The following is a 20,683-nucleotide window of genomic DNA, read 5'->3' as shown; positions in this document are numbered from 1 at the left end:
GATATGCAATTACGTCATATCCTTCATTAAAAACTTTCGTTTTACAAGTGGCTGTATAATAAATAAAATTAAAACATGAGAAATTGTCATGTCAATTACAAAATAAACGTTTTTTTTAATGCGTAACTAGGATAAAATACCATATTCTCAAATCTATAACAAAGGTGAAATGATATGAATCAAGTGGAAATTATAGATATGTTGAACAAATTACAAATGAAATATAGTGTGGTAGAACATCCACCTGCTAATACAATCGATGAAATTGATAGCTTCAGACTACCGAAGGCCGACTTGATTGTGAAAAACCTTTTTCTTCGTGATGACAAGAAGAAAAATTATTATTTGTTGGTTATTAGCAAGGATAAGGTAATAAACTTGAAAGACTTACGTTTGTTACTTGGCTCACGGCCACTTAGCTTTGCATCAGAAAATGATTTATTTCGCTATCTGGGTTTAAAAAAAGGATCAGTTACTCCTTTAGGTATACTGAATGATATGAAACGAAAAGTTGAAGTTTTCATTGACGAAGAATTGATGAGGTTTCATACTATCGGAATTCATCCAAATGAAAACACAGCTACTTTATGGCTTTCTCCACAAGACTTACAAAGTATTATAGAAAAGCATGGAAATACTGTTCGTTTTCTAAAAGTATAAATAATAGGAAACATATTAATGAGCTTAACTGGAGTATTTGGAAGCCTTTTGAAGGAAAGTATCTCGGAGAAAATAAAGAACACATTGATGATGGGAGTAGGACTTTGCGTTCTCTATATAGGTATCAGTGGGATTTCAACCAACACCAATATTATGATACTTATTATTTCTATTACAATTGGTGCAATTGTAGGAGATATTATTGATATTGATTATAAGCTCAATCGGTTTGATACATTTATTCAGCAGAAAGTAACCTACAAAGATGATAAAGTACGTCTTTCCTCCGCCAGTACCACCAACAATCAATATATGAGGTAATTCATCGAATTTCCATTCAATATGTTCCACTAGTTTCATAGAACCATTTTGAACTGTCACATCATCAATGCACAGTGGAAACTGTGATAGAAGTAACCGGTAAGGGATGGTTGAAAATATAGTTAGCGAAGTAAAGGAGAGTAGTGGAAGGACAACATGTAAAGTTCTCCGAATAATTCTTCTTGAGCTCCGTCAAATAAAAGGACTTTATTCCAACTTTGAATTCTGGCAAGTCAATCTTAAAATTTATAAAAGAACAAATTGAGACACACATAAATCACCTTTTTAGGCTACTTGCTCCCCATATTCGAGGGGGTATTTTTCTTGTATTCGTTCCTCATTATACTCTCTCATAACATGTAATTTTGTTCCCTCATTTGTAAAAGAAGGGTGCTTCATTCGCAAAAATGCTTCTGTTTTAATAGTCAATTTAGATTCATTGCCTTTAGCACTAACTGAATATCTCTGGGGCTTTTGATGGTCGGATACTGTAGTTTTCAATTTACTGATTCAATGTTGTAACAAAGTCTATTTTTTTTGCAACAAAACGAAAAATCATCGTAAGTTCTGAGAAGTGTTGCTACGATATAAACAGAAAGGAGATCAACATGAAATTCAACTATATTTGGAAAAACAATAAACCATCTTCTGAAATTGAGATTATTAGTAATCCATCGAATAAAGAATTGCTTTCGACATTTGAACAGCATGTTTTTCAATCTATAACATTAAGCGCAACAGATTTCAAAACAAATCGTCAGGTTATGATTGAACTCAATGACATCGAAGCAATTGAAGCATCTGGTCATTTTACCAAAATCTTTTTAATAGATGGTACAGAGCTATTGCTGAATAAGATTTTAAAAGAATTATCTTACTTGGAATCATTCGGATTGGTTAGAATCAACAATTCGATGATTTTGAATTTGAATCAAATACGCTCATTTGCTTCGGGAAGTCATGCGAGATTGGAAGTTATTACAAAACAACAAAATAAGTATATTGTCAGTAGACATTATGCAAAGTCTATTAAGGAGAGATTGATATGATAAAAGACCTAAAAAATAACTTTTTGCAGGTTTCATTTTTAGGGATGATTTGGATTGTTTTTTTAATTACTATTTTTAATCTTCATGAAGAAATAGTCCCATTTCTTTATATTTGGAATTTAATTGGAATCAGTATTCTAATGGGGATTGTTTTTGGTATAGCTTATCCTTATTTGTGGAACTACTCTACATTCAAAGTAACAACTAAAATTATTATTAGTACTTTTTTGAATTTCTTCTGTGGTATAGAAAGCGTATATCTTTTTTCACCGAAAGTATTTGAATTTGTCAAACCCTATTTGTTCCTAATTTTATTGATAACGTTGATCGGTCATATCATCGGATTTTATTTTTTCTCAAAATATGAAAATAAAAAAATAGCGGATAGTTTGAATAAAGCGCTAAAAAATTAAGGAGTCGGAAATGAACATCAATACTAGCTTACAAGTGTTATTAAATGATATTGCAAAGAAGCAAAAGAAGGGTCTTCCTTTTATTATGGCCTCGATATTTATTTGGGGAGTTATTACAATAATCACTTTGCTGCCTTTAGATTTAATAATAAAGAATATTGGCATTTTATCTTGTGGTGCATTGCTGTTTCCTGTTTCAATTCTTTGTGCCAAAATATTAAATGTTGATTTATTTTATAAAGAAAATCCATTAATTAATGGACTATTGATTGCAACAAACAATCAAGTCTTATATTTAATTATTTGTATTCTTCTATTAGTTAAAGCACCTATGTGGTGCTTACCTGTATATGCAATAATTTACGGTGCACATTTATTACCATATTCATTCTTTTATCAATCAAAAAGCTATCGATATAGTTCAATATTTATTTGTATAGCCATTTTGATAAGTGTGATTTTCCTCCATTTAAATATTATTTTTGTCCCGCTGATCGTAGAAGTCGGTGTAATTTTCTTATTTTTAATGCTGAAAAAGGAAATTAAAAGCTAGTCTGAAAAAAATTAGACTGGCTTTTTGATTGAGGCAAGCTTAAATACATCAAACAAGGGAATTACTCCCACTCCATTTCGGAGTGATTTTCTTTCCAGCCACTTGAAAACTTTGCCCTTCTTCTCCTTCATAATGCTTATCTAAGATATAAAGTTGATTTGTTAAGTCGCGTTCTAATTTTTGAAACCAGTATAGTTTCAGTCATCAGAGAGTAATTTACTTATTCTCTTGAAATTGCTCTGTTCATTGAATATATCTTCCTTTTTGGCTTTCCTGGATTATAGTTAGATAACCTAATTAAATGACTATAAGAGAAACTGTACTATCATTGCTACAGTTTAACGCTCCACTCCAAGTCTTTTTTGCATAGATTTTGTTAGTTTTTTTATTATTTTCTCAAATACTTTACGCTCATCAGAATTCAAATCTATCATGCTAGAAGCACAAGATGACCAATAAGTTGGCAAAACTTTGTTTACAAAAGTATGCCCTTCTTCTGTTAAACTTACATAAATTCTCCTACGATCTTGCGTACTGTGGTTTCGGATGACTAGATTTTTCTTTTCTAACCAGTCAATCATAGAGGTTGCCGATGCTCTTGCAATTCCTAAGCGTTCTGCTATTGCGGATGGCGTCGCTCGTCTTTCACCATGTAAAGTAAGTAATATTAATAAGTCCAATTTACTTTCAGTAATTTCAAATGGAGCTAACTCCATATCCACTACATCTAAAAAGTAGTCACTTAACCATAGCAACATCAATCCGATCTTTGCATCTTCAGTATTGGTATCAATTGATGATGATTTATTAATAAGTTCTACATATGGCTCTAATCCCAATTTAGGTAAAGTATCTTTATCTATGAATCCTCGATCAAATTTAGACATTTTATCACTCCAATAATTAGATAATCTAACTATATAAGAGTCTAACTATAAAAAGATGTTTATGCCTTCTCTCTGATTTCCACATAAGATGCTTGTAATTCAAAGAATGCTCAACAATTTTAAATATTTCATAATACGGTACAATAATAAAAAAAGCGCTTCTTTCTACCGTTAAAGCGCCCATTAATGGAACATTGATTGAGTATTTACCAAGAAAATATTTTGTCTCTATTAAACTGACACATCAAATGATAAAAACTCAGGCAGTTGATCTTCACGTTTGTCGAGCATAATCTGTTCCGGCTTGATGCACTGCTCACGCAGTACTTCAATGTTCTGCATGAGGAATTCGTCACTGCCAACAATATAGAAGAGTCCTTCCTTGTCTGCAGCAAGGTTTTTCACTTCGTCATAGTAGTCTTTTCGGTTATCGACAAACTGTGATGTGAATTTTTTATCAGGTGCGGATTCAAAAATATTAGTGAATAAGAAGTTTTTGGATGAATCGATGTTTAGGGAATGAACTTGATTGACGTTGTCAGCACGTTCGAAATAATCAAGTACAAGCGGTCTGAAAGTGGCTAGGCCAACACCTGCTGACAGCAGATAAACATTTTTGTCTTCTCTTTTAAGCGGTACATTCGAATGAGTTTTAAATAATGCAACTTCACTGCCGACTTCAAGATTTCTTAAAATCGTTTTATACTCAGAGCACTGCTCTCTTATGCGTGTTGTGATACCAATTGAATTTTCATTCGGTAATGTGGAGATTGACATATGTCGAACCAGGCTGCGATTTGGTTTATCCCCTGCATTAAAACCTTCCAGCGCGAAGTGAGTGTGGGAACCTTCTTCCCATGTAAAGTCTTCCGGACAGTCGAGCAGGTACGTTTTAACCTCAGGTGCTTCTTCAATAATCTTATTTATTTTAGTCCAATATATTTTCATTATCTATTCTCCTCTACTCAATTATATTTATCGTTACTATCTACTATACAATAAGTGACAATGATTCTCAATTAGGTGGTATCAACACCTTTTTTACGTCCAAATTGTGCATAATAAAATGTGACCATCACAACAACTAGAACGGCTAGTAACAGCAAAATATTGCCATATACAAAAGTAATGCTATTTTGATTTATCGGATTCAAGCGAATGGTTGATGTGCCAAAATCAAGTACCTTGCCGATTGAAGCTGTTGATACAGCTGCTGAAATAAAAGTGATCATGGTAAACAACCCCATTCCTACTCCCGTATGTTTTTTTGATAGCGTTTGTGAAACAGTGTTCGACATAGCGATTAGCATGAACGATTGACCTAGGACAGCGAAAATAAGAAAGATTGCAATAAGGACCGGCGACATGCCGACGACTGAAGACAAACAGATAAAACCGATAATAAGAAGTGTTGCTGCAGTATACACAAGAAACGGATTTCCCTTTTCATCAGCCAACTGTCCTCCCCTCCGTCCCAATAATGCAGCCACAAGGGCTGCCGGGGACATAACAATTCCAATGAAAGCCGCTGACAATTGGTTTATAGAAGAGAGTAACTGAGGTGTAATAAATGGAATAGCAAAGCTAACTCCAATCATTACGAAAGCAATAATAAGACTGAATGAAAACGATTTGTTTCGAAATATAGCCGGATCTATAAATGGCGCTGAAGCGTAGAAAATACGTAATAAGAACAAAATAAAGAAAATGGTCCCAGTCGTAACAAACAATATATTCCCATTTGTTAAAGCCAGTAACAGGGTGGCTACTGTACCTGCCAAAAGTGTTCCGCCGATAAAATCCATTTTGCCGGCACTCCGCTTTTCATCATTTAAATATTTACGATACATTGGCAACGTCAGCAACGATAGAAGGGAAACCACAAATAAAACTCTCCAGTTCCACGTACTGCTTGTCACCCCGGCAATAATCGGACCTAATGCCGAACCTAGCGCGAACCCGATTGCAATGGTACCCAAAGCACGTCCACGCTTTTCGGGTGAAAAGTAACGAACCGGAACGATCATTGAAATCGCCGGAATGACTGATGCACCAGCTGCCTGTACAATTCGTCCCACAATAAGCATCCAAAATTTAATAGCCACCAAACCAACAACTGATCCAATTGCAAAAAGTAATAGACCAAAGGTCAACAAATTCTTTAAGCTATAAATGTCTGACAATTTCCCGTAAGTTACTGAGCCGATTGCATAGACAATCATATAACTCGTGACGATCCAGCCTGCTTGTGATAGTGAAAGCTGAAACTGTTTACTGATATCTGGAAGTACAACATTAAACATGGTTAAATTCATGACGGCGATAATGAGCGTAAAGACAAGAACGCCTAATAACAACTCTTCATTATTCCTTTGAATTCTATGATTGGTTTGCATTAAGAGACACCTCATTTCTTTAGTTAAGCATTGTTGAAGCAACGCTCTTTTATTTCTTTGATGATTAATTTATCGCTCAGATATGTCTGTGATACGAAAAACATCGCCGTCATTTAATGTGGCGATGTTTTTCTGCGATTCCGCTAGACAAACTTCAAAATCTACTGTTCGAATTTTTTCGCTCCTCTTCCGGCAATATGGTTTCGATTACGTCCCAATGCTCGGCGATTTTTCCATCCTCTACGCGGAACAAATCATAGAAAGCAGTTTGTTGACCATTAAATATACCTTCACTCACCACAAGAACAAAATCACCTTGTCCGATAATCTGATGAACTTGAGTGTATTGAAATTTAATACCTTTCTCCTCGAGCTCCTGCATTGCAGCGTGAAGACCGGAAAGGCCATCTGCAATATGTGGACTATGCTGAATGTAGTTATCCCCATCAAAGTAAGAGGTAAGCAGATCTGGGTTCTTCCCAATTAAGATATTCTCCACAAAACTTTTAACATATTCTTTGTTTGCATCAGTCTTGTCTATATCCTTAATTGTGGTCGGTCCATCAATCATCGTATGATTGCTTGGTGTCTTTTCTACCTTTTCTTGCAAATTATCCCAATGTTCAACGATCAGTCCATTCTCAAAACGAAATATATCAAAAACGATTTTGGGGCCGAAAAAATCATATTCAGAATGAAGTGCAACATAATTTCCGTCGACTAACGCACGCTTAACACTTACCTTTGTACCTATTTCCTTTAAATGATCAAGTGCGCCAAGCATGGCATCACGACCATCGAGTAAGGACTGATTGTGCTGAATATATTTGTCTGGATTAATATAAGCGGTAATAGCTTCAGGATTACCGTTCTCTAAACTTTCTATGACTGCGATTGCTTTAAGAACAAGCTCATTTTTAGTATTTATTGTCATTTCAAAAACCTCCGTATTTATTAAATTTCACATTATTTAAGTTAGATAAGTATAATCCCTGATTGACCAATTCCTAACTATTAACTTTTACTTTATTTCCCCTCCTTCAAATTTATAGGCATTAATGAACAATATGTTGTTTATTTATCTAATGCCCATTATAATAAGAGGAAATACCATATACAATATCCAATATTTTTGTTTTTGATGGATAATATACAATTCGTAGAAATTTGTCGCTTAACGATCTAAATTTTTTTTGAGAGGAAACGAAAAAATGAATAAGAAAACCGATCTAAGGGTATTGCGGACGAACCAATCGATTCGAAAGGCATTTTATGAACTTATTCAGGAAAAAGGCTATGAAGCCATAACGATCCAGGATATTGCCGATCGCGCAATGATCAATCGAAACACTTTCTATCTCCATTACCAAGATAAGCCTGATTTATTAGATAGATGTGTGGAAGAGTTATTGGAGGAAATAAAAAACGCCATCGTTCAATGTCCTATCAGCATGAGACCTTTTAGTATTTCTACACTTGAGACCGTCATGCAGACTATATTGGAACACATTTCGCATAATACCTCTTATTATCAAGCGATGTTAGTTGGAGAGAATAAAATTTATTTGTTTCAGTCAAAAATGGAGAAGATTATTAAAGATAAGTTAAATGAGGGCTGGACTTCTTCTCAGGGAAAATCTACTTTAAAAATATCGAAAGAATTGCTACTCGAATATCTCGTATCAGCTTTTATGGGGGTCATCATTTGGTGGATCAAAAACGATTTGCCCCTTCCTGTGGAAGAAGTTTCATCACAATTTAGTAAAATCGTTGCCTATGGACACTTCAAAGCTGCTGGAATCGCCGTCGAAGAATAAAATTAGTAAGAAAGAAATAGCCTAAGTACTGAGTATAAATATTTTGCCGTATAGAAATATACTAGCGATAAACCATGTTGGAACTGAGCTCATTGGTAATGACTCGCTAATTCCAGTTAACTCGATGGATGTAAGCAACACGCGGCCTGCAACATCAAAAGAAACATGAACGCCCTGTTTACTTATCAACTGAATATTGCAGATGAATTGAGCCACATGTGCGTACTTTTGAGCCGGTCATTGCGGAAAAAAGAGCCACCTCTTGCGGACTGGAGAGCCATCACGATAAATAGAATAACCTCTTGTGTAATGAAAGCTGCATGCAAACAGGCATGACACTATTATACAGGAGGTTTTTTTATGGTTAATTGCCGTAAAATAAAGATCCTTTTAGTGTTGCTGTATTAAAACGAATAATTCGTCTGATGAAAGTAACTCTCTCAATCCGACTCCAACCCAAAGATAGAAGTAAGTTAATAATATACAGGAGTGTAACGGTGTTTCGTAAAAAAACAATGAAGCCTTATTATATCAATCCTTTAATTACTTCTACTCATCTCCCCTTGACAGCCACGATACATACTCCACATGCATGGGATTGGTTGCACAAAATAGAATATACATTTTATATGACTCATAAATTTCTTGCCACACCTCGTCCTTTATTTTGTCGATATTGCCATAGATAATGTTATATTTCCTCTTCTACCACTCCAAGGTAGGTTTAACCATACCCAATAAAGTACCCTTTTGGCGGAGATAAACCTTGAAAGGACGTTTAGATATGTTAATAAAATTTTTAATACTTATCCCACCTTCTAATAATTAATGTGAAGAACCTTGATAATCAGTGAGTTCAAGAAAATTAGAAATAAAAAAAGAGATATTGCTTTTACACAATATCCCTCATTTTTCTCCGTTTCCCCTGGCGGAATCTTGGCGGAGAACCTATTCATTTTTAATTGTTTTATCCATTCTACGTACCATCGAAATGCAGTCAAATCAACGTTTTCACTTCAAATGCTCTTAGTGAATTACTCCCACTCAATCGTCGCAGGCGGCTTACTTGTAATATCGTATACCACTCTGTTGACATGCTCCACTTCATTAACGATCCGTCTAGAAATGGTTTCAAGAACTTCCCATGGTATACGTGCCCAATCGGAAGTCATTCCGTCAATGGAAGTAACAGCTCTGATTCCGATGGTGTGATCATATGTCCGAGCATCCCCCATTACTCCGACGCTTCGAATGTCAGGCAGCACTGTGAAGTATTGCCAGATGTCTCTATCAAGACCAGCCTTTTTTATCTCTTCACGTAAAATATAATCGGATTCTCGAACGATTTCGAGCTTATCGTCTGTGATTTCTCCTAGAACCCTGATTCCAAGACCAGGTCCCGGAAATGGCTGACGCCATACGATTTCATCAGGGATTCCCAGTTCTGTACCAAGTGCTCTTACTTCATCTTTAAATAAGGTATTTAATGGTTCAATTAATTTAAATTCCATATCTTCTGGCAATCCGCCGACATTATGGTGGGACTTAATAGTTTGTGCAGTTGCTGTTCCACTTTCAATAATATCGGTATAAAGGGTTCCTTGAGCCAAGAAATCAATGCCTTCCAATTTTGCCGCTTCATCGTCAAAGACATAGATAAATTCGTTTCCGATGATTTTTCTTTTTTTCTCTGGATCAGACACACCCTCTAATTTAGATAAAAAGCGGTCTTTCGCATCAACTTTGATGACATTCATGTGGAAGCCTTCGCGGAATGTTTTCATGACGCTGTCGGCTTCGCCTTTTCTAAGTAAACCATGATCGACAAAAATACAAGTCAATTGATCACCGATTGCTTTGTGAATAAGAACCGCTACAACAGAAGAATCCACACCGCCGCTTAGTGCACATAAAACTTTCTTATCTCCGACTTCTTGACGGATTTTTTCCATTTCAACATCAATGAAACTGCCCATTGTCCACTCGCCTTTACAGCCGCACACATCAAAAACAAAGTTTTTCAACAGTTCATTGCCATATTCAGAGTGTTGAACTTCCGGATGGAATTGTACGCCGAAAAACTTTTTCTCTTCATTACTGATGGCAGCAATCGGGCAGGAAGAACTAACAGCATCCACAACAAAACCTTCAGGTACTTGTTTGACCAGATCGCCATGGCTCATCCATGCCACTTGCTCTGCAGGAAGGCCTTTGAAAAGGGGAGCCCCTTCTCTTACTTCAATAGAAGCTTTTCCGTATTCTCTTCCCTTCGCTCTTTCGACAATGCCTCCAAAATGCATCGTCATTAGTTGCATTCCGTAGCAGATCCCAAGAATAGGAATTCCCAATTCAAAGATTTTCTCGTCAGCACGAAAAGCATTTTCTCCATACACGCTATTCGGTCCACCGGATAAAATTATACCCGCCGGTTTAATAGCTTCAATCTCTTCAATAGTGATGGTGTGCGGATGAAGCTCGCTGTAAACACCGAATTCGCGGATTCTTCGAGTAATCAACTGATTATATTGACTTCCGAAGTCCAATACCATAATCATTTCTTGATTTTGCAGTTCTGTTTTTCCTGGCATGTAGGCACCCTCCATATCTAAACTCCGTCCTTGCAAACATTCGACAGAGTCCTTCTCCACTCATCATATCATGATTTCCAACCGTCGTGTTCCCACCAAGAACGGTTCATATGATTGTCAATTTTTTTCATTTTATACTCGTTTTTCTTCATGGTCAACCAGTTCTCTTTATGATTTAATTTTCCATTAAATCACTTATGCTTCATTCAAAAAAGCTTGCAGATAAGAGAGACCTTACTCTGCAAGCTGCAGCCGATATTATTTTATAAATATGAAGTAAAGAACGAAGATCACGAAAAAGAAATACATAATTGGGTGAATTTCTTTCGCTTTTCCTTTAACGATCATTGTAATTGGATAAAAGATGAAGCCTATTCCGATACCGGTAGCAATGGAATACGTCAATGGCATGGAAACAATTGTAAAAAATGCCGGAACAGCAATTTCAAATCTCTTCCAATCAATTCCACCAATTCCGGACACCATCAATACTCCGACGATGATCAGCGCCGGTGCAGTGACAGATGCAGTGATAACACCCAACAATGGGTAGAAAAACAGGGATAGCAAGAATAAAATCGCTGTAACGATATTAGCAAAGCCTGTCCTTGCACCTGCAGCCACTCCAGCCGTTGATTCAACATAAGAGGTTGTCGTGGAGGTTCCCAAAATGGCACCTGCCACAGTCGCTGTAGAGTCAGCCAATAGAGCCTTGCCAGCACGCGGAAGCGTATTGCCTTTCATCAATCCAGCCTGCTGCGCAACAGCTACAAGTGTACCTGCTGTATCAAAGAAATCAACAAATAAGAAGGTCAATACAACAACAAGCATTTGAAGTGTAAATACCTCGCCCGGCGTGTTAAAAATTGGTTCCAATGCGACCCCGAATGTAGGAGCAATGCTTGGTACGGAACCAACAATTGCATCCGGCTTAGGAACAACACCTGCTATCATACCGATGATTCCGGTAATTAAAATCCCGAAGAAAATCCCGCCTTTGACACCACGTGTCATTAAAATCACCGTAATAGCAATTCCAACAATCGCCAAGATGACATTTCCGTCTCTCAAGTTTCCAAGACCGACAAGAACGGCATCATCATTCACAATCAGGCCTGCATTTTGCAGTCCGACAAAGGTGATGAACAATCCGATTCCGGAGCCGACTGCGATCTTTAATTCAGGTGGAATCGAGTTAATTAGCATTTCCCGGATACCAGTTAGTGTTAAACATATAAATATGATTCCTGAAAATAGTACGCCGGTTAAAGCCGTTTGCCATGGGATTCCCATTGTTAAAATTACAGTATAAGCAAAGAACGCATTTAATCCCATTCCCGGAGCAAGAGCAATCGGATACCTTGCAATAAGGCCCATCAGAAGTGTACCAAGGGCAGCAGCCAAAGCAGTTGCGACGAAAACTGCCCCATGGTCCATCCTCAGAGCATCTGGAAGATCTTTTACGGTTTCAAGGGATAGTGTGATTGGATTCAAAATCAGGATATAAGCCATGGATAAGAACGTTGTGATTCCGCCAATCGTCTCCCTGCGGTAATTTGTACCTAAATCATCAAACCTAAAATAATTCTTCAATTATTCTTCCTCCAAAATGAGGTTGATTGTCAAAACCCCATAATATAATCTTTCTCATTAAATAGCTTTTTATAATTCAAAGACTGTGAAACCAGCTTGATTCCAAATCTTTCTAGTATGAACACACCCTCTTTCAGAACACAGAAAAACGCCTAAGCAACTACGACTTAAGGCGTTGACTGAGATTGATCTACAATAATAAGGGATTATATGACAATGAAGGAAAATCCCCAACTTTATCTCGTAGTCAAGCTATTTACGGCAGCCTGGTAGAAACTTGCGGGCCATATTCCCGCGATTATACGATATAATACGACAAAATTCTGTTTACTTTACTTTATCAAGATTGGAACAACCAGTCAATATTTTATCACTGAAGCAAGATGCTTTGCGGTTTCTTCTCATCTATATAAGTAAAATTAAAGTTCCTCATGGAACTGCTACACAAGATTAGATTCAGTTACGTAATCAATCAAAGATTTTTCGTTCAAACTATATTGAATATGACAGTACTGTCCGATGTTCGGCTTTACTGTCCAAAATACAAAGATACTGTCCGGAGTTCAGCATTACTGTCCAGATTACGAAGATACTGTCCGTAATTCTGCTTTACTGGCCAGAATACAAAGATACTGTCCAATGTTCAGCGTTACTGCTTAAAATACGAAGATACTGTCCGTAATTCAGCATTACTGTCCGGATTACAAAGATACTGTCCGAAGCGCAACATTACTTTGCACATGTTTAAATTCGCTCCGAAATAAATCACAAATTTATCGTTCAGCTTATCTATTCTTTCTTCACTCTATTCATGGTCTTTTTAATTAAATTTTCCCATAGCTCTTTGCTATATTCCCAATTTGTCGAGTTTTCATTTCTGGCGTAAGCCAGCCTCTCGTACCGTTCCGTCAAATGGCTCATATCGGTAGTGTCAAAGTGATTGTCAACATCAGCCGCATAACTGCGGAGCGTCTGTCCCGGATGTCTCTTTAAACCAACACTGTCCAGCCTATTGAGTAATATTTCGTACGCACCGGTAAAAGCCTCATCTTCCTGTCTATTTTTATATGTCCATATCACAAGGCGCGGTATCCAATAATTCCGGCTTAATATTAACCCACCAACTGCTAGACCAATCAAAATGACCGCAAACCCAACACCAGCCCAATACTTATAAAAGAAGTTGCCCGCTTTAGCGTCTTTTTCAATTACATTGTCTGGATTTTCTTTTTCTTCCGCTTCTTTTTCATCCGGCTGGCTTTCTTTAGTCTCCATAGACTCTTCTTCAAAAGCGGCCGCAGATGCTGATCCTATCTGTTCATCATGCATGATGTTGACAGGGTTGTTAAAGCCTTTGGTCGGCTCGAACGGAAGCCATCCCAATGAAGGAAAATACACTTCAACCCATGAATGAGCGTCGTTGTTCGTTATTTCATAAATCCGGTTATCATCGCCGGAAGTCCCTTTATATTGACCGGGAGCATATCCTTTTGCCCATCTTGCGGGAATGTCCAGCGATCGTAGCATGACAACCATGGACGTGGAAAAATTATCACAATATCCCCTTTTGGTATCAAAAAGAAATTGATCAACATAGTCCTGACCAGCCTTTGGAACTGCTACCCGTGTTTGATCGTATGAAAATTCGCCTGTCTGAAAATGACTTTCTATTGCCAGAGCCTTATCGTACCAGTTATCATATTCGCCTGTCAGTTCCAGAGCCAAGCTGCGGACCCGCTCCGGGAGTTTTTCCGGCAATTGAGTATACTGTTCACGAAGTATGGAAAAATCTGCTCCGCTAGGAATGCCTTTCGTTGCTCTCAATTCCTGCAAGCTATATGATGGCGCCCTGTATTTAATTGTATAGCTTGGTAAACGTACCTCATTCATATCACCAGTGTAAGAGGTCAGCTTGTCCAAACGCGGGTCATAACGAAGAAAACCTGATGCTTCGCCTTTTACGGATAAAAACCCATAGGGCCTGACAACATGAGGATAGCCGATTTCAAAGTTGAACATTGCTTCCTGTATCTCATTGCTGATAGATCCAGTGTCATCAAGGAGTCGCTCCTCGCCATATTGGATGTCCTCTACTTCCTTGCCTGCTTGATCGGAGGCAATCCATCCTTTTCCGGTATAAGTATCTTTAGTTTCAATCTTCCAATATTGTCTTGTCGAGGTTGTGACTGTGAAAACGAGCCTATCATCGTTGAGGAAGGGTCCACCCAATTGAGAATCGTCTACCCCATATCCGATTTTTGAAATTCCGCCCCTTCCCATATTTTCTGCCTTCGACTCAATAAAAGGAACGGGGTCGGGCCAAATTGGGGCAGCTTTAGGTGACAGATAACCGATCACCACTCCAAAGCAAATCATAGAAGCTAGCGGAATCATCCAACGCCGCAACAGCAAATGCTGACCGTCCATTTTCTCCGCTTCAAGCACCCTTTTGAAAAAGAGTAAACCCAATAGGATGAATCCGATGAAAACAATCCGGACAATAGCATGTTCTCCATTATATTGCGTAAATGTATCCAGCAACGTGATATAAAAAATGGTCATGAAATAAAAAACAAAGATTTTCCTTTTAATCATCAGCCAATACCTAAGCAAATACGTGATTTGCCAAAGAAGCAGAAAAAAGAGCAGACTTCTGTATAAAGGAGAAAGGTCGAGCCAATCCCGTGAGAGAACCATGGAGGTATTAACCCTGATTTCCCCCAATAATTGAGATAACCATAAAATAAATTCGATACTTTCAGAAAATATCGCATAAAGTGCATACAAAATAAAAGCTGACTTGAGCGGCCATGTGATATACCAAGGAGAATGAAAGAAATTCAGGAGCAAAGAAGCGACTACAAAGATAATAAAATATTGGACTTCACTCGTTTTTGTCACTTGCTCAAGCGGCAAAAGCCATTCCCAGAGCAGTAAGAAACCGAGGGCGTAAAGGATGAATGAAAACATTTTACTCCTGCCCATCATGCCTGTTTCACCCCCGCAAAAGCCATTTGAAAATCGTGTTCAACCGGCTGGACGATCAGTCCTTTTCTGACCGCTGCAGCTATTAGCTCCGTTTCCTCTATCGACCATCCCTCCCCCTTTATGAGAAAAAAGATGACCCGATTTTTCTTTCCACGCAAACGCTCCGCCCCATCTATCATTTGTTTCGTTAATTTGGAGGTAACAATCATATAAACAGCGGATTGTCCAGAAAATCTCGGATCTTCAAAGAGATTTTCCACTGATTGCGATCCATCCTCACTTACTTTTGCCAAATGGTAAAATATAGCTTGCAGTTGGTCCGCTCCACTGCTTGGTGGAATGAACAAACTCTCTTTTCCACCAAGTAAAATCCCAGCTTTCTCACCGTTCTTGATGACAGTCCTTGCAGCCGACGCAGCAAACTTCACTAAAACTTCGAATGTTTCCGTAGGCATCGTATCTAAAACAATCAGAAAATCATCAGACTCTCTCGTATCAAATTCCTTTGTCATCATTTCGTTTACTCTTGCGGACGCTTTCCAATCTATCCAAGAAAAGCGATCCCCCGGCTCATATTCCCGGATTCCCGCCACCAGAGAAGGATCATGGCTTGATAAGGGCGATACGATTCCTCCCTGATCGAACATATTGCGGATGGATCTGTAAAAAATAGCTTCATGCGGAGGGTAAACCAATATGGCCTGTTTGCAGGGAATCCTTTTTTCTTTTTCCAGTAGTCCGAGTGCATCCCCCGTCTTCAGCCTGACATTTTGAAAAATGTGCTCTCCGCGGGAAGCATTTCCGATTGTATACGTCATCTTGAATTTCTTTTTAAATCCCGGAAAGAACATCTGCTTTATTTCTTTTTGCTTAAGTGAACCTGGTATGACATCTTCGACTACAAGAAATAGAAGGGGAAATGGAAACCTCCTTGTCAACGTCACATTCACTTCAATATCGTCACCTGCATTGTAAGTTCGTGGGGAAATGGTTCTTTCTGCCGTGAAGTTCACAGGGTAATAGAAAAGGAGAATGGGGTACAAAGCAAATGGCAAGAAACTGTAAAATAAAAACCAACTGACGAACCCGCCTTGAAACATAGCATAGGCGAAAGCAGCGGCGAGTAAGATCAAAATACCGGCGAAAGAAATAAATCTTTTTATCTTTATCCACTTCGACAGACCCCTAGGCATGTTATTTCACTGCCCTTTTCACTGGTACATGAACATTCGGAAGGATGGTTTCCAGTATATCACCCGCTTTGGTTCCTTGATATTTTGCTTCCGGCTTTAAAATAAGACGGTGACCAAAAACAAATGGAGCCAAATATTGAATGTCGTCTGGAAGGACAAAATCGCGGCCTGACATGAATGCCAGTGCTTGAGATGCTTTCAGCAAAGCAATGGATGCCCGCGGAGAGACACCAAGCTGAACCTGTGAATCCACCCTGGTTTTATTCGCAAGCTCTACAATATATTGTTTCATTGCCTCTTCGACGAAAACATCCTTCACATAATCCTGAAGGTTCCTTAGGTCATCCAGGGAAATCACCGGCTGCAATTCATCAATCGGGGATGTTTTTTGACTCAGCGTCAACATTTCCACTTCTTCTCCCTCACTTGGATAACCCATTTCAAGCTTTAACAAAAAACGGTCCAGTTGGGCTTCAGGAAGCGGGTACGTTCCTTCATACTCAATCGGATTTTGGGTGGCCATTACAAAAAAAGGTTTCTCCATTTCCAAAGTGACTCCATCAATTGTTACACTGTGCTCTTCCATGGCTTCCAACAAGGCAGACTGTGTCCTTGGCGAAGTCCTGTTAATTTCATCTGCCAAAATGATATTGCCCATGATTGGGCCGGGACGGAACGTGAATTCCATTTCTTTTGGGTTATAGATAGAGACACCGAGAACATCTGAAGGCAAAAGATCCGGGGTAAATTGAATTCGCTTGAACTCAGCGTTAACAGACTTTGACAAAGCTTTGACCATCATCGTCTTGCCTACGCCCGGGACATCTTCCAAGAGCACATGCCCTTCAGCCAATAGAGCTACCAGGCAAAGTCTGGCCACCCCACTTTTACCAATCATGACCTTTTCGATATTTTGAATAATTTTTTTAATATGCTTCTGAGTGATTTCGACCGTCATGTTCCTCACCTGCCGCTCAAATTTTTCTCAACCAATCTATCAAATGCGCCTTGGCGTATTTGTGCCCAGATTTTATCGAGCTCCGATCGATAAATTTCCTCTGAAAATCTGTGGCATCCGCCGGAGGCTTTAACTTTATTCAGCCGGCGTCTGAATCCCCACNTAAATTTCCTCTGAAAATCTGTGGCATCCGCCGGAGGCTTTAACTTTATTCAGCCGGCGTCTGAATCCCCACATACCAATATGCTTTCATCTCACCACTTACAGAAGTGGGAGACTTCTGCTGAATGAAGTTAAAACTATTGAAATTATCTTTTAATTTAAGATAGTCAAGAGAAAGTGAACAAGAATCATCCATCCCTGTTCACTTCCATTTTATTTCCAAAAATCGTCGAACACTGTAATCGGCATATGCCGCTTGTGCTCCGATTTCCGGTATAAAGCTTCGATTGTATTCTTTGCTGTTTCCGAAACCTGCTTTCCTTCCAGATAATCGTCTATATCGTCATAGGTCACACCGAGAGCCACTTCGTCCGCAAGCATTGGACGGTCATCCTCCAGGTCTGCCGTCGGAACTTTTGTATATAGATGCTCTGGGCATCCCAATTCTTGAAGCAGCATTCTTCCTTGTCTCTTGTTTAGCCTGAAAATCGGCACTACATCAGAAGCACCATCTCCGTATTTAGTGAAAAATCCCGTCAGGGCTTCAGCAGCCTGGTCCGTCCCCAATACAACACACCCATTCATAGCGGCAATGCTGTACTGTGCTTTCATCCGTTCACGTGCTTTCTCATTTCCTTTTGTAAAATCGGAAATGTTGACTCCTGCTTTTTCAAGTGAAGCCACACTAGCATCCACCGCTGGCTTAATGTTCACTTCATACGTAACGGAAGGCTTGATGAATTCGAGTACATCATCCACATCTGACGCATCGCTTTGAATCCCATACGGAAGTCTGACAGCGATGAACTTATATTTGTTCGTACCGTGCGTCTCGTTCAGTTCATCAACGGCTATTTGAGCAAGCCTGCCTGCAAGCGTAGAATCCTGTCCGCCTGAGATGCCAAGTACAAAACCGTTAAAAAAATCGTGCGCTTCTAAATAATCCTTAAGAAAATCCACACTTAAGCGAATCTCTTGCTTCGGATCAATTGTCGGTTTCACTTTTAATGCCTCAATGATTTTCTGTTGCAAATCCATGATGAGGTATCCTCCTTCATGAGCCCATATCTACTTTTTCAACTGATCAGTCTTTTCTTTTACTGCCGCTATATTTTTCATTTTATTGTCCCAGCACTTCTGGCTAAGGTCAACTGGATATTCTTCCGGATTAAGCATACGCCGATATTCGTCCCACAAAACATTGAGGCTTTCACACGTGTATGATTTAATCTGTTCAAGCTCAGGAAGCTCGTAAACCATTTCACCCTCCACAAAAATGTCATGAAGTAGATTTTTCGCTTCAAAATTTTTAACAAACTTGCTAATGAATGTATGGACAGGGTGGAACATTTTCAACTTTTTTTCTTCTTGTGGATTTTCATCCCATAATGTAATGTAGTCGCCTTCTGATTTATGATTTAACCTATTCATGATCCTGTAAACCTTTTTACGGCCCGGTGTCGTAACTTTTTCTGCATTTCCGGAAATTTTGATTGTATCCTGCCAATCGCCGTGTTCATCTTGAATGGCGACAATTTTATACACAGCTCCAAGGGCCGGCTGGTCGTATGCTGTAATCAGCTTAGTTCCGACACCCCAAGAGTCGATTTTTGCTCCCTGTGCTTTCAGGTGAAAGATGGTATACTCGTCGAGATCGCTTGACGCCACAATTTTTGTGTCGTGGAACCCTGCTTCATCAAGCATTTTTCTCGCCTCTTTTGATAAAAATGCCATATCCCCGCTATCAAGCCTGATCCCTTCAAACTTGATCCGGTCCCCCATTTCTTTTGCCACTTTAATGGCAGCCGGCACGCCGGACCTCAACGTGTCGTATGTATCGACAAGAAAAACACAATTATAGTGGCTTTCCGCATATTTTTTGAATGCGGTATAATCGTCTTTATAAGATTGTACTAGAGAATGGGCGTGTGTCCCGGCAACAGGCATACCGAACAGTTTTCCCGCTCTGACATTGCTCGTTGCATCGAAGCCCCCGATATAAGCAGCACGCGTTCCCCATAAAGCGGCATCCATTTCCTGCGCACGTCTTGTTCCGAATTCAAGAGCGGCTCCATCGCCGACAATCTCTCTAATACGGGATGCTTTTGTCGCTATCAAAGTTTGGTAATTGATTATATTTAAAAGCGCAGTTTCAATCAGCTGTGCTTCAGCAAGCGGAGCTTCTATCTGCATAATCGGTTCGTTGCCAAAAACAATTTCACCTTCCCGCATCGAACGAACCGTGCCGGTAAAACGCATATCAGCCAGATAGTCGATAAACCTGCTATCATATTCCAGTTCCTCACGTAAATATTTGAGATCACTGTCCGTGAACCGGAATTCTCTTAAATAATGGATCGCCTTTTCAAGCCCTGCAAATATAGCATATCCGTTTTTGAACGGAAGCTTTCTGAAATACAAATCGAACACTGTTTTACGCTCATGTATTCCGTCCTGCCAGTATGTTTTAGCCATGTTGATTTGATATAGATCGGTATGAAGCATCAAGCTATCATCCGGATAATGATATTTCATTTGTTGTCCACTCCTCTACTAAACGACCTCTGCACCAAGCGTGTTTTCAAAATGGGACAATGCCCATTCATGACCCGCTTCATTGAAGCTAGCTACAGCCGCTCTATAAACCACGATTTTAAAGCCCTTATTATAGGCATCTACGGCTGTGTGCAGCACACAGATATCCGTGCAGACACCGCATATATGCACTTCTTCTATTCCGCGTTCACGCAATTTGATTTCCAGATCCGTCCCCGCAAAAGCGCTGTACCTAGTTTTATCCATATAATGTACATTCGCACCATCTTTATGTTGTTCATACAAATGTTTCAAGGAACCATAAAAATCGCGTCCTAATGTCCCCTCTATGTTATGTGGAGGAAAGAGCTTTGTTTCCGGGTGCAGCTTGTCCCCCTCAACATGCATGTCAACAGCAAACACGACAAAGTCGCCCTCTTCCAAAAATTGTTTCGTTAAACCGACAATCGCCTGCTCAATATTCTGTCCTGGCTTCCCGCATGTGAGCTTTCCATCCTCCGCCACAAAATCATAAGTATAGTCGACATTCAGCAAAGCTTTTTTCATCTT

Annotated in this window: 18 protein-coding genes and 1 riboswitch; of the genes, 6 read left to right on the top strand and 12 right to left on the bottom strand. The window is 39.1% G+C overall.

Going from position 1 to position 20,683, the window contains the following annotated elements; all coding sequences use genetic code 11:
- Nucleotides 1-174: 174 nt before the first annotated feature.
- The 5 genes from D5F11_RS07965 (at nt 175) to D5F11_RS07945 (ending at nt 2,996) form a co-directional block, all read left to right on the top strand.
- Nucleotides 175-660, top strand: a complete 486-nt coding sequence (locus tag D5F11_RS07965; RefSeq protein ID WP_120117484.1) for a prolyl-tRNA synthetase associated domain-containing protein — start codon at nt 175-177, stop codon at nt 658-660.
- A gap of 18 nt (nt 661-678) precedes the next feature.
- Nucleotides 679-981, top strand: coding sequence for a DUF554 family protein (locus D5F11_RS07960; protein ID WP_120117485.1), 303 nt, complete (start codon nt 679-681; stop codon nt 979-981).
- Between the two features lie 608 nt (nt 982-1,589).
- Nucleotides 1,590-2,030, top strand: a complete 441-nt coding sequence (locus D5F11_RS07955; RefSeq protein WP_120117486.1) for a LytTR family DNA-binding domain-containing protein — start codon at nt 1,590-1,592, stop codon at nt 2,028-2,030.
- On the top strand, nt 2,027-2,443 hold the full coding sequence (locus D5F11_RS07950) for a hypothetical protein (protein ID WP_120117487.1): 417 nt from the start codon (nt 2,027-2,029) through the stop codon (nt 2,441-2,443). The genes D5F11_RS07955 and D5F11_RS07950 overlap by 4 nt, the downstream gene beginning before the upstream one ends.
- Before the next feature lie 10 nt (nt 2,444-2,453).
- Complete coding sequence (locus tag D5F11_RS07945; RefSeq protein ID WP_120117488.1) at nt 2,454-2,996, top strand: DUF7010 family protein; 543 nt, start codon at nt 2,454-2,456, stop codon at nt 2,994-2,996.
- 338 nt (nt 2,997-3,334) lie between these two features.
- On the opposite strand, the gene D5F11_RS07935 is transcribed toward D5F11_RS07945, so the two are convergent.
- The 4 genes from D5F11_RS07935 to D5F11_RS07920 form a co-directional block, all read right to left on the bottom strand.
- A complete protein-coding gene (locus tag D5F11_RS07935) occupies nt 3,335-3,883 on the bottom strand; it encodes a MarR family winged helix-turn-helix transcriptional regulator (RefSeq protein ID WP_120117489.1) in 549 nt (182 codons plus the stop codon).
- Nucleotides 3,884-4,114: 231 nt separating this feature from the next.
- On the bottom strand, nt 4,115-4,831 hold the full coding sequence (locus D5F11_RS07930) for a ferredoxin reductase domain-containing protein (RefSeq protein WP_120117490.1): 717 nt from the start codon (nt 4,829-4,831) through the stop codon (nt 4,115-4,117).
- 71 nt (nt 4,832-4,902) lie between these two features.
- Complete coding sequence (locus D5F11_RS07925) at nt 4,903-6,279, bottom strand: MFS transporter (RefSeq protein WP_120117491.1); 1,377 nt, start codon at nt 6,277-6,279, stop codon at nt 4,903-4,905.
- 154 nt (nt 6,280-6,433) lie between these two features.
- Complete coding sequence (locus D5F11_RS07920) at nt 6,434-7,213, bottom strand: nuclear transport factor 2 family protein (protein ID WP_120117492.1); 780 nt, start codon at nt 7,211-7,213, stop codon at nt 6,434-6,436.
- Nucleotides 7,214-7,490: 277 nt separating this feature from the next.
- On the opposite strand from D5F11_RS07920, the gene D5F11_RS07915 reads away from it, so the two are divergent.
- A complete protein-coding gene (locus D5F11_RS07915; protein WP_120117493.1) occupies nt 7,491-8,096 on the top strand; it encodes a TetR/AcrR family transcriptional regulator in 606 nt (201 codons plus the stop codon).
- Between the two features lie 1,034 nt (nt 8,097-9,130).
- Here the strand turns inward: D5F11_RS07915 and guaA are convergent.
- The 8 genes from guaA to D5F11_RS07875 all read right to left on the bottom strand — a co-directional run bounded on the left by guaA (nt 9,131) and on the right by D5F11_RS07875 (nt 20,680).
- The gene (gene guaA / locus D5F11_RS07910; protein ID WP_120117494.1) at nt 9,131-10,684 is read right to left on the bottom strand and encodes a glutamine-hydrolyzing GMP synthase; all 1,554 of its coding nucleotides are present in this window, start codon (nt 10,682-10,684) and stop codon (nt 9,131-9,133) included.
- A gap of 258 nt (nt 10,685-10,942) precedes the next feature.
- Entirely contained in the window at nt 10,943-12,277 is a 1,335-nt protein-coding gene (locus D5F11_RS07905) for an NCS2 family permease (protein WP_120117495.1), read from the bottom strand.
- Nucleotides 12,278-12,501: 224 nt separating this feature from the next.
- Nucleotides 12,502-12,603, bottom strand: a riboswitch (purine riboswitch).
- A gap of 463 nt (nt 12,604-13,066) precedes the next feature.
- Nucleotides 13,067-15,247, bottom strand: coding sequence for a transglutaminase TgpA family protein (locus D5F11_RS07900; protein WP_185830568.1), 2,181 nt, complete (start codon nt 15,245-15,247; stop codon nt 13,067-13,069).
- A 14-nt stretch (nt 15,248-15,261) separates the two neighbouring features.
- Nucleotides 15,262-16,458 carry a DUF58 domain-containing protein gene (locus D5F11_RS07895; protein ID WP_120117497.1) on the bottom strand — a complete coding sequence of 399 codons (1,197 nt, stop codon included), beginning with the start codon at nt 16,456-16,458 and terminating at the stop codon, nt 15,262-15,264.
- Nucleotide 16,459: 1 nt separating this feature from the next.
- On the bottom strand, nt 16,460-17,416 hold the full coding sequence (locus tag D5F11_RS07890; RefSeq protein ID WP_120117498.1) for an AAA family ATPase: 957 nt from the start codon (nt 17,414-17,416) through the stop codon (nt 16,460-16,462).
- Nucleotides 17,417-17,791: 375 nt separating this feature from the next.
- A complete protein-coding gene (nadE, locus tag D5F11_RS07885) occupies nt 17,792-18,616 on the bottom strand; it encodes an ammonia-dependent NAD(+) synthetase (RefSeq protein ID WP_120117499.1) in 825 nt (274 codons plus the stop codon).
- A gap of 30 nt (nt 18,617-18,646) precedes the next feature.
- Complete coding sequence (locus D5F11_RS07880) at nt 18,647-20,113, bottom strand: nicotinate phosphoribosyltransferase (protein ID WP_120117500.1); 1,467 nt, start codon at nt 20,111-20,113, stop codon at nt 18,647-18,649.
- Nucleotides 20,114-20,131: 18 nt separating this feature from the next.
- On the bottom strand, nt 20,132-20,680 hold the full coding sequence (locus D5F11_RS07875; RefSeq protein ID WP_120117501.1) for a cysteine hydrolase family protein: 549 nt from the start codon (nt 20,678-20,680) through the stop codon (nt 20,132-20,134).
- Nucleotides 20,681-20,683 lie beyond the last annotated feature (3 nt).

It is taken from the genome of Siminovitchia terrae, assembly GCF_003605405.2.
In the GTDB taxonomy this organism is placed as follows: Bacteria; Bacillota; Bacilli; order Bacillales; family Bacillaceae_C; genus Siminovitchia; species Siminovitchia terrae.
Note: the sequence above shows the minus strand (reverse complement) of the source record. Positions and strands in the feature narration are given on the sequence as shown.

Excerpts from the sequence above, each read along its gene's own strand:
- D5F11_RS07965 (WP_120117484.1), top strand. The coding sequence starts at position 175 with ATGAATCAAGTGGAAATTATAGATATGTTGAACAAATTACAAATGAAA.
- D5F11_RS07960 (WP_120117485.1), top strand. The coding sequence starts at position 679 with ATGAGCTTAACTGGAGTATTTGGAAGCCTTTTGAAGGAAAGTATCTCG.
- D5F11_RS07955 (WP_120117486.1), top strand. The coding sequence starts at position 1,590 with ATGAAATTCAACTATATTTGGAAAAACAATAAACCATCTTCTGAAATT.
- D5F11_RS07950 (WP_120117487.1), top strand. The coding sequence starts at position 2,027 with ATGATAAAAGACCTAAAAAATAACTTTTTGCAGGTTTCATTTTTAGGG.
- D5F11_RS07945 (WP_120117488.1), top strand. The coding sequence starts at position 2,454 with ATGAACATCAATACTAGCTTACAAGTGTTATTAAATGATATTGCAAAG.
- D5F11_RS07935 (WP_120117489.1), bottom strand. The coding sequence starts at position 3,883 with ATGTCTAAATTTGATCGAGGATTCATAGATAAAGATACTTTACCTAAA.
- D5F11_RS07930 (WP_120117490.1), bottom strand. The coding sequence starts at position 4,831 with ATGAAAATATATTGGACTAAAATAAATAAGATTATTGAAGAAGCACCT.
- D5F11_RS07925 (WP_120117491.1), bottom strand. The coding sequence starts at position 6,279 with ATGCAAACCAATCATAGAATTCAAAGGAATAATGAAGAGTTGTTATTA.
- D5F11_RS07920 (WP_120117492.1), bottom strand. The coding sequence starts at position 7,213 with ATGACAATAAATACTAAAAATGAGCTTGTTCTTAAAGCAATCGCAGTC.
- D5F11_RS07915 (WP_120117493.1), top strand. The coding sequence starts at position 7,491 with ATGAATAAGAAAACCGATCTAAGGGTATTGCGGACGAACCAATCGATT.
- guaA (WP_120117494.1), bottom strand. The coding sequence starts at position 10,684 with ATGCCAGGAAAAACAGAACTGCAAAATCAAGAAATGATTATGGTATTG.
- D5F11_RS07900 (WP_185830568.1), bottom strand. The coding sequence starts at position 15,247 with ATGTTTTCATTCATCCTTTACGCCCTCGGTTTCTTACTGCTCTGGGAA.
- D5F11_RS07895 (WP_120117497.1), bottom strand. The coding sequence starts at position 16,458 with ATGCCTAGGGGTCTGTCGAAGTGGATAAAGATAAAAAGATTTATTTCT.
- D5F11_RS07890 (WP_120117498.1), bottom strand. The coding sequence starts at position 17,416 with ATGACGGTCGAAATCACTCAGAAGCATATTAAAAAAATTATTCAAAAT.
- nadE (WP_120117499.1), bottom strand. The coding sequence starts at position 18,616 with ATGGATTTGCAACAGAAAATCATTGAGGCATTAAAAGTGAAACCGACA.
- D5F11_RS07880 (WP_120117500.1), bottom strand. The coding sequence starts at position 20,113 with ATGAAATATCATTATCCGGATGATAGCTTGATGCTTCATACCGATCTA.
- D5F11_RS07875 (WP_120117501.1), bottom strand. The coding sequence starts at position 20,680 with ATGAAAAAAGCTTTGCTGAATGTCGACTATACTTATGATTTTGTGGCG.